Here is a 16,169-nt window from a genome sequence, read left to right on the forward strand (position 1 = left end):
TGAAATATCTCTCACATTTTGGGGATTTTGTCAATACCAAGTTGAGAAAAAAATCGAATTGATAGCTCGGAACTTCAGCAAAAGCTGCTCTCGTCAACCCACAACTCATACAATTTGAGATTTGAGATTTGAGATGCTAGATTGGCAATGACTGATGACTATCAGGGTTGAGAGCTAGTCAACAGTTGCATTCTTTTTTCCAACTGGTATCACAACTGACAAATCCTAAAATAACTCATAACTGCCCTGGGGCAATGGTACAGTTGCAGTATATGTAATAAAAGTTACACACCCAAAGGCATCGGGCCTTCGGCAAACGGCTGAATTTTGATCGTGCTAGCCTGAAGCTCAATCCTCGCTCACGCAGCCAAAGACCCTTTACCACTCAAAACCGGCAACTGACAAAAGTATGGAGATTCAGACCAAAGATTACACGATCCAGTACGATCGCGCTACGCAAACAGTCACCTGTAGCGGCTCGTTCCGACTCAGCCAGGCGGAAGAATACGCACCGATCGTCGATCTGCTCAACGAAGTGGCTGACTCCTGCCCAAACACCGTTACTCTAGACTTGCGAAAGCTAGAATTTTTAAATAGTTCTGGAATTAATATTGTCTCAAAATTTGTGATCAAAGTGCGCCAGCAAAAAAATATTCAAATCGCCATCAAAGGTTCTAAACAGATCCCCTGGCAGATAAAATCCCTGAAAAACTTGCAGCGGCTGATGCCTTCCTTGCACTTAGAATTGGAATAATAACGAAAAAGGTAAAGATGAATCCCCGGCTAAGTCGGGGAACCAGGATGAGGGTGGCTGAAGTTAATCGGAATAAGTCATAGTTAAACTAGCACAAAACCCTAAAAAACTTCAGAACCGACTAAAAATTACCAATTTTCAATTGCTATGCAGGAAGAACCATCCACAGAACAGCTACTTTTCGACGTTCAGCGGCTGAGTGCGGAACTTGAAAACTTGAAGCGCGAAAAGGTTGACCTAGAAATTTTGCTGGAGACTACCACCGAACATTCAGATACGATGGAAGCTCACTTGCTGAGCAAAGCTCAGTTGGCACTGCGTTCAAGTGAAGAGCAGTTTCGGGCGATCGCCTCAGCAACTCCCGTGCCAGTATTGGTTTCTCGCCTCTGTGACGGCTTAATTCTGTATGCGAACGCTCAATTGGCTTCTCTCCTGAACATACCCCTAGAAAAATTGATCGGCTGCAGCACTCCAGACTTTTACTTCAACCCCGCCGATCGCCCAAAGGTACTGGAGGCACTTGCTAAAGAGGGATACCTGCAAAACTACGAACTCCACTGTAAAAAATCAGACGGCACCGCTTTCTGGGCGATGATATCGGTTCAGTCGCTGGTGTTTAACGGGCAGCAGACGGCATTGTGCGCCTTGTACGACCTCACCCAGCGCAAGGAAGCAGAACAAACCCTCCAAGAGAGCGAAAAGCGTCTCCGCCGCCAGAGTTTGGCTTTGTTGCAGCTAGGTAGGCAGAGGACTCTCAACAGCGGTGCGCTGAATGTGGGAATTCGCGAAATTACTGAGGCTGCCGCCCGCACTTTGGATGTGGAAAAAGTCAGCGTCTGGCTTTACAACCATGGAAGATTTGGAACTCGCTACCCCAGCGATCAGCAGCTAAATTTTACGGAGAGAGTGATCGCTCACAACCAAACAGAGCCACTCCATACAGACGCCACCCCCCCAGAGCAAAACGAGGGGGGCAATCATTCTAAGTTTAAAATCCCCAGCCTCAAATTAGTTTGTCTCGACTTGTACGATCGCACCCAGGAGCATCATTTGAGCCGGGAGTCCATATCGGCAAGCGATTTAAATTTATCAATTTTAGATGTTGAAGGCGACGCACCGGGCGAAAATTTGCGATCGGACAATGGTTTAGAACCTACGACAAAGACTCAAAACTCTCTACAAACAAATTTGTCCCACTCATCTTCCCTAGCCGAACATTCCGCTGTGCTGCCAAATGCCAGCAAGCCGAATTCATCCATATTAAATGTAGCAATTAGGCTCGGTGGCCAGATCGTGGGCATCCTCTCTCTCGAACATATCGGCGCCCCCCGCCAGTGGGCTCTGGAGGAGCGCACCTTCGCTGATTCTTTGGCAAATTTGGTAGCGCTGGCGATCGAAGGATTTGAGCGCCAGCGAGCTCAGGAAGCCCTTTCCAAAGCCAAAGCGCAGCTAGAAATGACCGTCGATCAGCGTACCACTCAACTCACCACCGCCAATAAACTGCTCCGCATCGAAATTGCCGAGCGAAAAAGAGCCGAAATAGCCTTGCAAGAAGCCTTACACAAAGCTGAAGCAGCTTCGAGAGCTAAAAGCACTTTTTTAGCCAATATGAGCCACGAGCTGCGGACGCCGCTCAACGCGATTATCGGTTACAGCGAAATGCTACAAGAAGAAGCACGGGAATCGGGACTAGAAGAAATCATTCCCGACACCCAAAAAATTTATAACGCCGGCAAACACTTGCTGACTTTAATTAACGATATTCTAGACCTTTCTAAGATAGAAGCCGGTCGGATGGAGCTTTATTTAGAAAAATTTGATCTCAGTAATTTAATAGAAGAAGTCGTTGCAACTTTGCACCCTTTGGTCGATAAAAATCACAATCAATTGCAAGTTTCTTGCTCTGAAAATTTGGGAGTGATGTATGCAGATTTGACTAAAGTCCGGCAAATTCTGTTCAATTTGCTCTCAAATGCCTTGAAGTTTACCGAAGGTGGAACGGTGCTGTTGAGCGCGACTCGCGAACCAGCAGGCGACAGCGATTGGGTTTATTTGCAGGTATCTGATACGGGGATTGGAATGTCGGCTGAACAGCAACAGAATTTGTTTCAACCTTTTATTCAAGGGGACGCTTCGACTACTCGCAAGTACGGCGGCACCGGTTTAGGATTGGCCATTAGCCGCTTGTTTTGCCAGATGATGGGCGGCGATATAACTGTTGAGAGTGAGTTGGAGGTCGGCTCTACTTTTACTGTTCATTTAAAGGCAAAGGTTGATATTAGTTAAAAGCAAGTTCGGAAATTAACAATGTAGGGGATTTAAGGGATTTAACGGGTGGGGGTTTGACCAGGAATTGTGTACCGGATTTAACGGATTTAACGGATTTAACGGATGGCAAAAGATGGAATAATTTCCCCATTACTAATTTTCCCATTACCAATTACCCATTACCAATTACCAATTCCCTTTTTAATTGTGACACCGATCGCGATCGACCTCTGTTGTCGATCACACAGTAGCATTTTTTTTCAGCCTAGAATACCTATATTATTCCAAGATTGTCCTGCAGGCACGATCGGGCGCCTCGCTGCATTCACAAGTCCCACCTCAACCTAATTAAGGCGGTGGGGGGTTGCTTCCAGAAAGGCAATTTGGTAAAAGTAATGCTATGGTCGCGAAGCAGTAGAAGGCAAAATTTAACAGGAAATCAGGAAGTTTCAAAAGTCTCTGGACGCAGAAACATAATTCTGCTTTTTGGCTTCATACTGCTTCTACGGGCGAGATAGCACTGCTGCTGAAAGCAATGCACAATTTCTCAGAATCAAAGGAGTGCATCTACATGATTAAACCTTGCAGTCAACCGCTAAAAATAAACCCTTTTACTTGTTATCGCGATCCGGCTACAGGCAGGTGGACTACTGTAGTTACAAGTGTTCCAAACACTGGCGAAACAGACTCTAGTTTAAAAGCAGAATCCGAAGGCGAAAACGAAGGTAAAGCAGAAACGATCCTTTCTGCTTCGCCTGCTGTCTCGGTGTCGAAAAAAGTCCTTTCTTTCTCCCTGCCTCCGTTTAAACACCGTGCCAAAAAATCTGCTGTTAGTGTCAGCAGGTAGCTATCGCGGGGGTCTAATCTAGTTTCCACGGTTAGTCCCCGGCGATCGTCAAACCACACAAAACAAACTTATCCATAGCCTAAACTGCCAAAAAGCGATATACTGGCAGCAAACTTTCTCCTGCAATATCCGTGAAGTATTTGCTCGATCGCTGCCTCCACTTTGTATGGACAGACCGACCAATTCGCCAGCGGGGAACAATCATCGTTGCTATCCCCATTATTTTTTTGTTTGCTTCGCTGCTAGCAATTGCAGCCCTTCGGCAGATTACCATACAGATAAGAGAGCGAGCAGATACTAATAGGGCAATACTTCAAGAAACTAACGGCTTGTTAACCCTCGTGGTGGATGCGGAAACGGGCATTCGAGGTTACGGGTTGACGAAGCGCCGCGCCTTTCTCTCACCCTACTTAGAAGCGAAGAAGAGTTTGCCTCCGCTGCTGGCTGAACTCAAAGTTATGGTTCAAGAAAACAAAGTGCAAGCTCAGCGATTTGAAGATATAAAAAAAAGTACCGAACAGCATATAAATTTCTTGCAAAACACTTTGAATAAGCTCGACAGTTCGGCAACAAGCGTGCAGTCGCCGGAAATAATTGAGGTGTTCACTCAAGGCAAATTGAGGAGGGATAACCTGCGCGCAAAAATTAATGTGTTTGCTAATGCCGGCGAAGCCTACCAGAAAGCTCTAGATCAGCAAAGACGGGATTTGATAGATTTCACTAATTTTGTGCAAGTTGCTGGTTTGCTTTTCGGCTGTTTGGGCGCCGGGGCTTCCTGGTATTTATTTGATAGTTTAGAGAAGGAATTGAGGAAGCGGGAAGCTGGCTTGGAAGAAAGTACAAGTCGCATTCAAGCTGTGGTAGACAATGCGGCTGACGGGATTATTACTTTGGACGCACGGGGAAATATTGAGTCTTTTAATAGGGCAGCAGAAAAAATTTTTGGCGAGAAAGCCGATCGAATAATTGGCTCTAACCTGCGGCGACTGATAGCTCAACCGCAGCCTTACAACAGCGTGGGGGATTATTCGATCGAATATTTTGTGTTACATCCCGATACTACGCTGAAGACTTACCAGCAAGAAACAGTTGGACTTCACCACGACGGAACTAAGTTTCCGATGGAGTTAGCTATCAGCGAAATGCGTCTGGCAAATCAACACTTGTTTATTGCGATTTGCCGCGATGCCAGAGGACGAAAACAAGCCGAGGAAACTCTGCGAAAGCAAGCACAAATTCTGGATTTGGCAAACGATACGATCGCGGTACTAGACTTGAATGGGGCAATTTCCTATTGGAATTTGGGGGCGAAGTGGCTCTACGGGTGGCGGAAATCACAAGCAATAGGAAAAAATATTCACCAGCTTTTACAAACAGAATGGGCCCAACCTTTTGAGGTAATTCAAAAAGTATTTTTAGAGAAGGGTTCTTGGCAAGGAGAACTGGTGCGAACTAAGAAAGACGGGACAAAAATAACGGTGGCAAGCCGATGGACTTTGCAGTACGACGATCAAGATCAACCGGTTGCTATTTTGGAAATCAGCAACGATATTAGCGATCGCAAACGCTCAGAAATTGCTTTAGCCCAAAGCGCCCAGCGGTTTCGTGCTACTTTTGAGCAGGCGGCAGTCGGCATGGTTCAAGCGAGTGTAGAAGGTAAATTTCTGTTAGTCAATCAAAAACTTTGCGAAATTTTAGGCTACAGCCGCCAAGAATTGCTGGAGAAAAGATTTCAGGAGATTACTTGGGCAGGAGATTTGGCAAGCGAACTGGAACTTGTGCGCCAATTGTTAGCAGGAGAAATTGAAAATTTCTCTCTGGAAAAGCGCTACATCCGCAAAGACGAAGAGTTGGTGTGGGCAAACTTGACGGTTTCGCTGCTGCGAGAAGAAAATGGCACTCAATTTCTGATGAGTGTGGTTGAAGATATTAGGGATCGCAAACAAGCGGAGGAATCACTGCGGTTGCGCGCTCAAGAATTGAGGTTAACAGCCCAAAATCTGGCTCAAACGACGAATGTTTTAAGAAAGCGGAATCAAGAATTAGACCAGTTTGCTTATGTAGTTTCTCACGATTTGAAAGCGCCGCTCAGGGCGATCGCCAATCTCAGCAGTTGGATAGAAGAAGACCTCAGCGAGTCGATGACAGAGGATACTCTGCACCAAATGAACCTGCTGCGTGGCAGAGTTCACAGGATGGAAGGTTTGATTGAGGGACTGCTACAATATTCCCGCGTCGGAAGGATTCAAGTGCCTTCTGAAATGGTAAAAGTTGAGAAGTTATTAGCAGAAATTATTGATTCGTTGGCGCCACCATCGGGATTTGAGGTGAAAGTTGAACCGGGAATGCCAAATTTTGTGACAGAAAGATTGCTGTTGCAGCAGGTTTTTTCTAATTTAATTAGCAACGCAATTAAGCACAACCGAGCTGAATCCGGTCACGTAAAAATCTCGGTTAAAGAGTTAGATGATTTTTACGAGTTTTCTGTAGAGGATGACGGGCCGGGGATTGCTCCTCAATATCACGATAAAGTTTTTGTAATTTTTCAGACCTTGGAAGCTCGCGATAAAGTTGAAAATACTGGGATTGGTTTGTCGCTGGTGAAAAAAATTGTCGAAGGTCAAGGGGGCAGTATTTCCATCGAATCTGCCGAAGGTGAGGGAGCAACTTTTCGGTTTACTTGGCCGAAGCAACCTATTAGCCAAGACGGAAAATAAAACAACTCTAAAAGTAGGAGGTTTACGGATTACCGCAATCCAAAGAGTAAATGTAGGGTGCAGACGGACTACAGAGAACCCGATAGCGACTGTTTAAACTGCATCACAACGGATTTCGATGATAAATCCATCAGGATCGTAAAAGTAAATGCCGCGTCCTGTAGGGCGAGTGACGGGGCCGCTATCGATCGCAATTTGATTTGACTTTAGCACTTCCAGAGCGCGATCGAACAAATCCGGATCAATATCGAAGGCTAAGTGGTTGGCCCGGGTAAAAGCTTTCTCCGGGTCTGGGTTTGGCGGTTCCAAGTCGGGCTGCCAAAATAAGTCAATAACAGTACCGTCTGGGGTAACGAAATTAGCGACTTTACCAGCGGCTACCATTTCTGTTAAAGTTGCGGGAATTTCTGCACCTGTTAGTTCGTGCAGGCCGAGAATTGTACCGTAGAAGTGGCGGGAAGCTGTCATGTCGCGCACGTTTAAAGCGATATGATGAACGCGGCGCAAATTCCCCGGCGCGAGGGCAATTTTGACGTTGTTTTCGGTAGTTTGCATGATTGTCAATTGCGAATGTTAAAATTGAATGTTTTTAGATTTATTCTAATCGTGCCCTGGAAAATAAACGTTTTAAGTTGGTAGTGAGGACTTCATGGGGGCCCAGAAACCGGTTTTTTTACCTTGGCTGCGGTCTACAACGGGTCTTTTCGTAAAAAAACCCGGTTTCTCAACAATTGTGCGTAAGTCCTAAGCTGTTGTGCATTTAATTTGTATGTTGAGGGCGGGCAGGATGCCCACCCCACAAGAGCAAAAATTTATTTGACTATGCAATTTAAATGCGGATTAGCTTAGTATTGTTATTTTTCTTTAGGAAACGATGCCATACCTACAAATAGCATGGCCAGACCACCTGCCAGAATTGCGAAGGCAAGTAAACCTACCACTAAATCTAATCCCGATGTATTTTCCATTAAATTAAACTGTTCTCCAATTACATACAATCATCGGTATTTGTTCATGGTTTACTGCTTGCAAACAATGAGGAAGAACAGAAAAAAAATAGCTTTTAACTTATTGGAAAAAAAGCCTATTAATTTTTTCCCTCTTCCCTAAACATCCATCCGTTAAATCCGTTAAACCCTGTACACTGCTTAGTTGTCGAACTTCTTATTTCGCCAATTCTCGATCGATAGCAGCGATTAGTTCGGGCGAATCGGGGCCAACACTGCTGCGGAATCTGGCAACCACTTCACCCTGTTTGCTAACTAAGAATTTCTCAAAATTCCAGGAAACCTCACCCTTGGGATCGACTGCACTCGTAAGCTTAGCGTACAGCGGGTGCTGCTGAGTGCCTTTAGCGCGTACTTTGTCAAATAATTCAAAGGTGACGCCGTATTTTGTAGTACAGAAATTGACGATTTCTGGGTTACTTCCGGGTTCTTGACCTCCGAAGTCGTTGCAGGGAAATCCTAAAACACGGAGTCCAGCCGCGCTGTACTTCTGGCTTAATTCTTCGAGTCCTTTGTATTGAGGTGTATAGCCACATTTGGAAGCTACATTAACTATCAAGAGTACCTGGCCAGCGTACTCTCCTAGCTGCTTGTCTTCGCCTGCGATCGTTTTTACTTTAATGTCGGAGATTGTGCTGGGCATTTTCAAATACTTTTAAATTTGACCACCACGATTTTACCGCAAGTCGGTACAATTTTGTCTAGAGGTCGATCGCTCAAAATTTCAATATCCCGGTCGCGGCGGGTTTACGCATCTCAAACTTATATTATAGATATGGGTGAACCCGCCCCTACCAAAATTACGGTTAATTGACCGAACATGATCTTAGTAGATGGCGGTGAACTTTCTCCCCAGCACGACTCGCCACAATCCGCTGTTAGATTTAACTCTCTGAGTGGTGTTCCGTCATCCATTTTTGGTAAGTATCCTCAAGTTGCTTGTCTTCGAGAACGAGTTCTAGGCGGACTTTGACGCAACCGTGACGGGGTTGAGAGGCGATCGAATTTAATATTTTGCTAGCTTTCTGCACAGAGGTAAATTCAGCCTTAACTGTCGGTTCTTGGCGATCAGTCTTAATCTCCGTAAAATCTATACCGGTGATGCTTCCCTCGCCTAAATCTATTTCGGCTAACACCTTCGGATCGTCGCCGACTTGTTCGACAATCAGCTTTTCCCACTGGATGGGCACTTGTACCATCCGAGTTTCAATTTCTTTACGCACTATAACTTCGCCGACTTTGCGCTTGCTGCGATTGATCACCAATCGTTCTTCTAGCAGGCGAATTACTTCTTGATCGACAATATCGAAGTTTTCCTCATCCTCATCTGTCTCCAAATTTGGATCTGTGAGCTCGGCATCTGTTAGATTTGACATAGCTGTTGAGGGATTGGTTAACTCACTGTTGCTGAATTCACTATTCGCTTCTGAAGCATTTTCTAAATACTGACTCCCCGCATTTGCCGAAACTACCGGCAGCAGATCGACTCCATCCGAATTAATAGTTACAAACAGCGCTTTTTGGTGATAATCTACTTTTTTTAGCAGCTTAATACTTAATAAAAAAGTGCGGGGATTTTCGCTGTCTAGCCCGGTCACCACAAAGTTTAACTGACCGTTAGCATCAAAATAGACATCTTTAACTTTGCCGACCAAGTGACCTTGGTTGTCTTTGACGGTAAAACTTTTTAGCTTAGTTCTGACTTTTTCGGGTACCCGGTTGAGACGGGTTATTGATTTGGCAGTTGCTATCTTTTCTGCTGATGCTTGACCGTTCATTTTTTAAACTTTCCTGCTTAGGGATTTTTATTATGAATTGGTAAGGGTAAATTGGTAAAGGCGGGGCAAGTGCATAAACTTTGCCAAAACCAGAAAAGTTTTGTACCCCCCCCGCCCCTCACATAGGAATTACGCGATCGCTACCAATCCAATCAAACCTGCGCGGTGACAGAATTATGTCATTAAGACGCAATTCCTATGCAATAGCTGTTGCGGTTGGTTTAGATAGCTTTATTATCTACAACCGCAGTTCCATCGGTCTTAACGTCTAATTCTTCACGACGCAAGGTTTCTTCGCCCTCAACCGTGCTGCGAACAACTTCTTTTCTGACGTTGACCTCTTCCCGGACGAAAGCTTCCTTGTGAATGTCGGCCGTTTCTTCGTAGACTTCCATGCGTGCAACTTCTCCTGATTGGAAGTCAGCCTCACCGACTGAAACTACTCGACCCGCTTCTACCGGGGTTACTCGATCGATTACGACTCGTTCTTTTTCAATGGGTACTGAAGCTCGCGCTGTTTCAGTTTCCACGCGCTTGCCAACTGCTACTTCGCCTGTTTTTGCGCGGTGTTTGTTGGCAATCAAGCGTTCTTCATAAAGCTTGAGATTTTGGTGCTGCTGTTCGTTGGTTTCGTAGAGGGGGCGGTCCATATCGTAGCTGTAGCTGCTGCGATCGTAGCTAGCAGGAGTTGCAGGAGTTGCAGTGCTTGCAGTGGCAGTTCCTTCATTGCGGTAGACGCCTCTTACCTGTTCTTCGCGATCGTAATCTAATGGTTCTAATTCATTGTAAGCCGGCAATTGTTCTGCTTGAGCTTTGTTGCGAAGGCCTGTGGCGTGGACGCGACGGGATCCGTAGTCGAAGCGGGCCGAGCCGATTGGCAACAATACTTTTTTGCCAAAAATCCAAATACCGGTATCAATTACCAGATAGCGGAAACGACCAGTGTCATCAACCAAAGCATCATAAACCGTGCCTACTTTTTCATCAGAGTCGCCAGCATAAACATCAAATCCCTTGATGTCGTCTCCAGCAAAGATTTCTTCCTGATAATTAGGATAAAATTCTGCTAATTTTTGAAGTGCCATGTATTTTTTCCTCTTTGCTCTACTTAAATTAATAGTAGAAATTAATTCGTTCACTTCCCTCTCCCTAAAGTCAGAAGTGTATTATTTAGGTTGTTTAATACTATAGGAATAGTACGGCATCTCTGCCTCGGTGCTAGCGCGCTCAGCTATTTTAAAGATTCTAAAACTCTACAATCGTCAATTTTATAACAAGTATTAAAACTCAAAGGCAACGGTAGGGACATGGCATTGCGGTGTCCTACTCCCCCTGCTGGACACTCCTTTGTGCTGTGCCTACTGTTAATAATTGTTAACTAGGTGGTGAATAATCAATATTATATAGTAATACACAAAAATCAAAGCCCCTCATCTTGCAGGAGAGGGGCTTCAGGAAAGCTAGAAATTTTAAGTTCAGAGTTGATTGAATTGATTTCTGATAGCTTCTATCCGACTGCGGTTAACCCCCAAATCGGACTGTCCCAGACGCGAAGCCGATCGCACATGAATGACTTTTGCTCCATCATCTACCAAAAATTCAACGTCATCAACAAACCCCATCAAAGCACTGGTGAACTCGGCATAGAGGTAATTATCAGTTGCCGTGATAATTTTAGTTTTTCCATAGGAGTCGATCGCGCCTTTGAGCTTTGCCATCGCTTCACTCTGGGATGAAGTGTATGCCAAAGGCTCAATTTTGTGTTCGGCATCTTCACTGAAGCTGCTGACGCAGTTGGGGGAACTCGGGCACGCTGCGAGTTTTCCTGACTGAATCCCGATATTGGCAGGTCTTGTTCCAGCAAACATTGTTTTTTCTCCGGGTATAGCGATAAAAGTAGCGATCGAAAGTGCCGCTACTGCTAGCAATGACATTAAAATAACTAGGACTTTTTTCAACGCTGTCGGCGATTTTGTTTCAACTGTTTGCAAAGGATTAGCCCTCCTGAAAGTATAAATGCGGTATACTTTTCATATTAATTGAAATTTCCATCAAAAAGTTAAAAAGACTTCTTTTGTTCTTCAATTAACCAGTAAGTCAGCATTCTTCCTTTACCCTTAACCGGGATATGACCCCGTTCTTCCAAAACAAACTGCTCTTTCAAACGCTCGTAACTCGCCGCCGTCACTTGAATTTTACCAGGCAATCCGTTCGACTCCATGCGTGAAGCAACATTAACAGTATCCCCCCACAAATCATAGCTAAATTTACTAATCCCAATAATTCCAGCCACCACAGAACCGCTGTGAATTCCGAGCCTCAATTGAAAATTTTCTCCCATTTTGGCATTAAACCTTCTCAAAGCTGCCTGCATCTCCAAAGCTAAAAGCGCGATCGCCTCAGAATGATCCTCCCGCGGCGTCGGCAAACCCCCAACCACCATGTAAGCATCCCCAATCGTCTTAATCTTTTCCAACCCGTGCAATTCAGACAACCTATCGAACTCGGAGAAAATTCCGTTCAAAATTTCTACCAACTGCGTCGGACTTTTGTGAGCAGAAAACTCTGTAAAACCCACCAAATCAGCAAACAAGACGCTCACCTCATCAAAATGATCCGCTATCAACTTTTGCTCTTTTTGCAAGCGCTCCGCAATAGGTTTCGGTAAAATATTCAGCAGCAATTTCTCGGTTTGCCCTTGCTGCATTTTCAGCGCTGCTTCAGCTTGTTTCCGCTGAATCAACGAACCTAGCTGCGTAGCAACCGCGCTCACTAATTCCAACAAGCGCGGCTGACATTTCAGAACTTTTTCTCGATAAAAAATTAAAATCGCTAAGACTTGATTGTCCGCCAAAATTGGCACCCCAAAAGCAGCTTTCAATCCCACATTCACGGCAATTTCCGATCGCAAAAAAACTTGTGACGGTGCAGTAGAAACATCCTCGATCCATTCAGACTGCTGCGACTGCCAAATCCTCCCCGGGAGTCCCACACCAGGAGCAAAAGTTAACTGCCAACTTGTTTGTCGGAATTGGGCAAAACTGGAGTCACTGACGTACCTGCCTGTAGCGCATTTTAAAAAGCCCTCACTGCAAGGAATCCAAGCTTCGCCTAGATTCCATTCAATAGTTTGGCAAATTAAACCTAAAATCACATCTATAGCCGACTCAAAATCCTCAGATTTGCTAATAGCTTGAGTCGCTTCTAGCAGCAATCTCGTTTCCATTTCCACCTGGTGGCGTTCAGCGATTTCCTGGTGCAACTGGATATTTTGAGCGGTCAATTTTTGATTTTTTTCTTGCAATTGCATTTGCAATGAACGCACAGTAAGTTGGTTGCTCACTCGTGCCAATACTTCTTTAACCTGAAAAGGTTTGGTGATATAATCGGCTCCGCCAACTTCAAAGGCTTTGGCTTTATTTATTCCTTCTTCTAGCGCGCTGAGAAAAATGATAGGAATTTCCCTAAATTGCGATTGTGATTTTAATTTTTTACAGAGTTCGTAGCCGTCAATATCCGGCATCATAATATCGAGTAAAATCAAATCGGGGGCACTAGATTGAATTGCATCTAACGCCGAAAAGCCATTAGTAACAGGCCGAACTTTATAGCCATTTTTTTGCAAAATTCTAATCAACAAACGCAGATTATCTGGCGTATCGTCAACCACTAAAATATCTGCTTGATAGTTTTCAGTTTGTTCCGCCTTGATCTCCATTATCTGATTCCTCCGCCTCGGCAATTAAATTGAGTATTTTCTGGTAATCAAAATTATCGAGATGACCCTGGAGGATTTCCGCTAATTCAGGATGAGCATCCCTTATTTCCTCGATTGTCCTGGCAATTAAGTCAAAATCAGCACTGCGGATTACTTGCTTCATATTGTCTATCCATTCTGCGGGAAGTTTAGGCAAATAAGCAAGCCCAGCATTAGAGTGAGTTCCAGATAGATTATTTCGATCGCCTATTGAGATAAAGTCCGTTGAATTAGAGTAGAGATACTTCACCCCCAAATGTTTGTTGAGGGTATCAAATATATCTGTTTTACGGAAAGGTTTGCTAATAAAATCGTCGCAGCCGACCAATAAAGCAAACGCTTGCCTCCCTTCAATTGTACTAGCTGTCAAAGCAATAATCTTTGGAATCGGGGAGTCAGGATCGGAAATATTCCTTTCCCCGTGTCCTTGCTGCTCTGGTTCTCTCTGCTTGATTCTAGCCTTAATTTGTTTAGTAGCTTCGTAGCCGTCCATCACGGGCATTCGCACATCCATCAAAATTAAGTGCGGATGCCAATATTCCCACATTTCTATTGCTTCCTGGCCGTTGGTGGCTTGTTCCACCCCGAAACCCAAGGGAGAAAGCATTTTGACTAAAAGTTGGCGGTTGTCTTCGCGATCGTCCACAATTAAAATCCGGTAGTACGGTTGATTGGGTTCCAACCCACTAACTTCGCGGTTAAGTTGCGGATCGGGAATCTCAGCAGCATAAACCGCACCTACTGGAATTTCAAATTTAAAACTGGTGCCGACTTCCCGTTGACTTTCTACCACAATTTCTCCTCCCATCAGGCGGACAAATTGACGGCTGATATTTAATCCTAAACCCGTGCCTTTCTGAGTTTTTTGACCCGAAGCTGTTTGCACAAAAGCCTTAAAAATATTCCCCAATTCTTCAGGAGCAATCCCAACTCCTGTATCTTCAATTTCAAACATAAGGAAAAACCCCGAAGCAGTAAAATCCTCAGCATCATCCCTCAATTCTACCTGGGTCAAGTTACTGCTGTTACTAGCAAAATCCCGAATACTTCTTGTGGTATCAAAGCAAGATATCGGACTGTCCAATACATCAATAAATCCCGATTTGTCTAACTTTATAACTCTTAAGATGATTTCTCCTCTTTGCGTAAACTTAATCGCATTACTCAAAAGATTAATCAGCACTTGCCGCAGTTTAATATCATCTGTTCGCACATACTGAGGAACGTCAGCATCGCGCTGGAAACACAACTGCAATTCTTGAGTTTGTACCCGCAGTTGAAACATATCTTGCAAATCGTCAAGCAAGCGGTAGAGATCGAAGTTTTTTGGGTTGAGCGTCATTCGCCCCGCTTCGATTTTTGACAAGTCTAAGACTTCATTGATCAAGGTTAGCAAGTGTTCGCCACTACGGCGAATAATTCTCATATTTTCTCGGTTCTCGACAGTAAGATCCGGGCTGGGTTCCATGATTTGTGCAAAACCGAGTATAGAATTGAGAGGGGTGCGTAACTCGTGGCTCATATTGGCAAGAAAGGTGCTTTTAGCTTTGTTTGCTGCTTCAGCAGCTAATACGGCTTGTTGCAGTTGTTCTGTGCGTTCGTCAATTTGGGCTTCTAATGTGTGGTGGTAATCTGCTAGTATTTTTTCGGCTTGTTTGCGATCGCTAATATCTTGAAAAGCTGCGATCGCATAAGCAATATTTCCGCTAGCGTCAAAAATCGGCGTCGTATTGATCTCGATCGCAATTACTTTGCCATCTTGACGGATTTCTACATCGTCAACCTTGACAGATTCTCCTTTCAGTGCGCGCAAAATTGGCAGATTATCCGGCGAGTACAGCTCACCAGTATTGGCAACATAAAGTTGATAAGTGGCAGCTAATTGTTCCGCAGTGCTTTCCGGGATAGTGTCTGCACCCAGCAAATCCCGCGCTGTCTGGTTGAAATAGGCGATCGATCCATCGGGATGATAAACAGATACCCCCACTGGCAAAGCTTCTAAAAATTGACTCAGGCGGCTTTCACTCGCAGACAGCGCCTCATTTGCTAACTTTAACTCCTCGTTTACTTCTTGCCGCTTATGAATTTCATCGGTTAACTTTTGGTCTTGCAAGTAACTGTGAACTGCTTCTACTACCGTTAATTTTAAGTCTTCATTTTGCCAAGGTTTAGGGATGTAACGGTACAATTTAGCATACTTAATAGCATTGCTAAGAGCTTCCAAATCTGCTTGCCCTGTCAGCATAATTGTCAGCGTATCTGGCGAGCTTTCGTGAATTTTTCTGAGCAGTTCATCCCCTTTAATATCCGGCATGATATAATCGGAAAGCACCAAAGCAATCTCGTATTCATCTGCCTGCAAATCAGCCAGCAAATCTAAAGCATCAGCCCCCCCTTCAGCAGTTTCAATTATACACCGATCGCCGATCGCCTTTTTTAGTTCAATCTTTAAACTGTTCAAAACGTCAGGTTCATCATCAATACAAACAATCACAGGTTTTTTCATAACTTAGCCAGCCCAGATTTTATAGTCTCTATTAACTCTTTGCTTTGCCAGGGTTTGTACAAACAACAGTATAAATCTGCTTCTTTTACTGCCCGCCGAACGGCCGCTGCATCCGCTTGTCCAGTCAACATCACCTTAATGATTTTAGGATATTTTTGGTGAACTTTAATTAAAAGTTCGTCACCTTTAATTCCCGGCATCAGCCAATCAGAAACAACCACAATTACCTGAGATTCTTCTTGAAACTCCTCAAGTAAATCCAAAGCTTCATCACCACTTTCAGCTAATTCATAAAAGTAATCATTTTTGAATTCCTTCTTTAGCTGCATCTTGAGAGTATTCAAGATATCTGGTTCATCATCAACGCAAAGAATTATAGGCTTATTCATCTTTTACTCTCTGCTTAAATTTGAGTAGGTTTACCGACATAACTTGCTTTTAGGTTATTGATTTCGGGCAAGAATGTAGGATATCTGTCCCCTATCTTATACCATTTTAGATTTTAGATTTTAGATTTTAGATGGGAATGACTAAT

At 44.3% G+C, this 16,169-nt stretch carries 12 protein-coding genes; 3 read left to right on the forward strand and 9 right to left on the reverse strand.

Annotated elements, in window-relative coordinates; genetic code table 11:
* The first annotated feature begins 409 nt into the window (after positions 1-409).
* Positions 410-754 (forward strand): slr1659 superfamily regulator, encoded by a 345-nt coding sequence (locus tag QUA43_RS01380; protein ID WP_333370373.1) that lies wholly within the window; start codon positions 410-412, stop codon positions 752-754.
* Between the two features lie 147 nt (positions 755-901).
* Positions 902-3,040 (forward strand): ATP-binding protein, encoded by a 2,139-nt coding sequence (locus QUA43_RS01385; protein WP_333370375.1) that lies wholly within the window; start codon positions 902-904, stop codon positions 3,038-3,040.
* 600 nt (positions 3,041-3,640) lie between these two features.
* Here QUA43_RS01385 and QUA43_RS01390 read toward each other — a convergent pair.
* Complete coding sequence (locus tag QUA43_RS01390) at positions 3,641-3,898, reverse strand: hypothetical protein (RefSeq protein ID WP_333370377.1); 258 nt, start codon at positions 3,896-3,898, stop codon at positions 3,641-3,643.
* Between the two features lie 102 nt (positions 3,899-4,000).
* Here QUA43_RS01390 and QUA43_RS01395 point away from each other — a divergent pair, with 102 nt between their 5' ends.
* Entirely contained in the window at positions 4,001-6,586 is a 2,586-nt protein-coding gene (locus QUA43_RS01395; protein WP_333370379.1) for a PAS domain S-box protein, read from the forward strand.
* 93 nt (positions 6,587-6,679) lie between these two features.
* On the opposite strand, the gene QUA43_RS01400 is transcribed toward QUA43_RS01395, so the two are convergent.
* The 8 genes from QUA43_RS01400 to QUA43_RS01435 form a co-directional block, all read right to left on the reverse strand.
* Positions 6,680-7,141 (reverse strand): VOC family protein, encoded by a 462-nt coding sequence (locus QUA43_RS01400; protein WP_333370381.1) that lies wholly within the window; start codon positions 7,139-7,141, stop codon positions 6,680-6,682.
* A gap of 609 nt (positions 7,142-7,750) precedes the next feature.
* Complete coding sequence (locus QUA43_RS01405) at positions 7,751-8,236, reverse strand: glutathione peroxidase (protein WP_333246317.1); 486 nt, start codon at positions 8,234-8,236, stop codon at positions 7,751-7,753.
* Between the two features lie 241 nt (positions 8,237-8,477).
* Positions 8,478-9,371 (reverse strand): DUF2382 domain-containing protein, encoded by an 894-nt coding sequence (locus tag QUA43_RS01410; protein ID WP_333370383.1) that lies wholly within the window; start codon positions 9,369-9,371, stop codon positions 8,478-8,480.
* A gap of 221 nt (positions 9,372-9,592) precedes the next feature.
* Positions 9,593-10,456, reverse strand: coding sequence for a DUF2382 domain-containing protein (locus QUA43_RS01415; protein WP_333370385.1), 864 nt, complete (start codon positions 10,454-10,456; stop codon positions 9,593-9,595).
* A 390-nt stretch (positions 10,457-10,846) separates the two neighbouring features.
* On the reverse strand, positions 10,847-11,305 hold the full coding sequence (locus QUA43_RS01420) for a DUF1499 domain-containing protein (protein WP_333370387.1): 459 nt from the start codon (positions 11,303-11,305) through the stop codon (positions 10,847-10,849).
* Positions 11,306-11,430: 125 nt separating this feature from the next.
* Positions 11,431-13,089: an adenylate/guanylate cyclase domain-containing protein gene (locus QUA43_RS01425; protein ID WP_333370388.1), complete on the reverse strand. Its 1,659-nt coding sequence runs from the start codon at positions 13,087-13,089 to the stop codon at positions 11,431-11,433.
* Positions 13,064-15,634, reverse strand: a complete 2,571-nt coding sequence (locus QUA43_RS01430) for a response regulator (protein ID WP_333370390.1) — start codon at positions 15,632-15,634, stop codon at positions 13,064-13,066. Before QUA43_RS01430 ends, QUA43_RS01425 begins: the two co-directional genes overlap by 26 nt.
* Complete coding sequence (locus QUA43_RS01435; RefSeq protein WP_333370392.1) at positions 15,631-16,023, reverse strand: response regulator; 393 nt, start codon at positions 16,021-16,023, stop codon at positions 15,631-15,633. Before QUA43_RS01435 ends, QUA43_RS01430 begins: the two co-directional genes overlap by 4 nt.
* Between the last annotated feature and the right edge of the window lie 146 nt (positions 16,024-16,169).

The organism is Microcoleus sp. N9_B4 (assembly GCF_036701635.1).
GTDB lineage: Bacteria > Cyanobacteriota > Cyanobacteriia > Cyanobacteriales > Microcoleaceae > Microcoleus.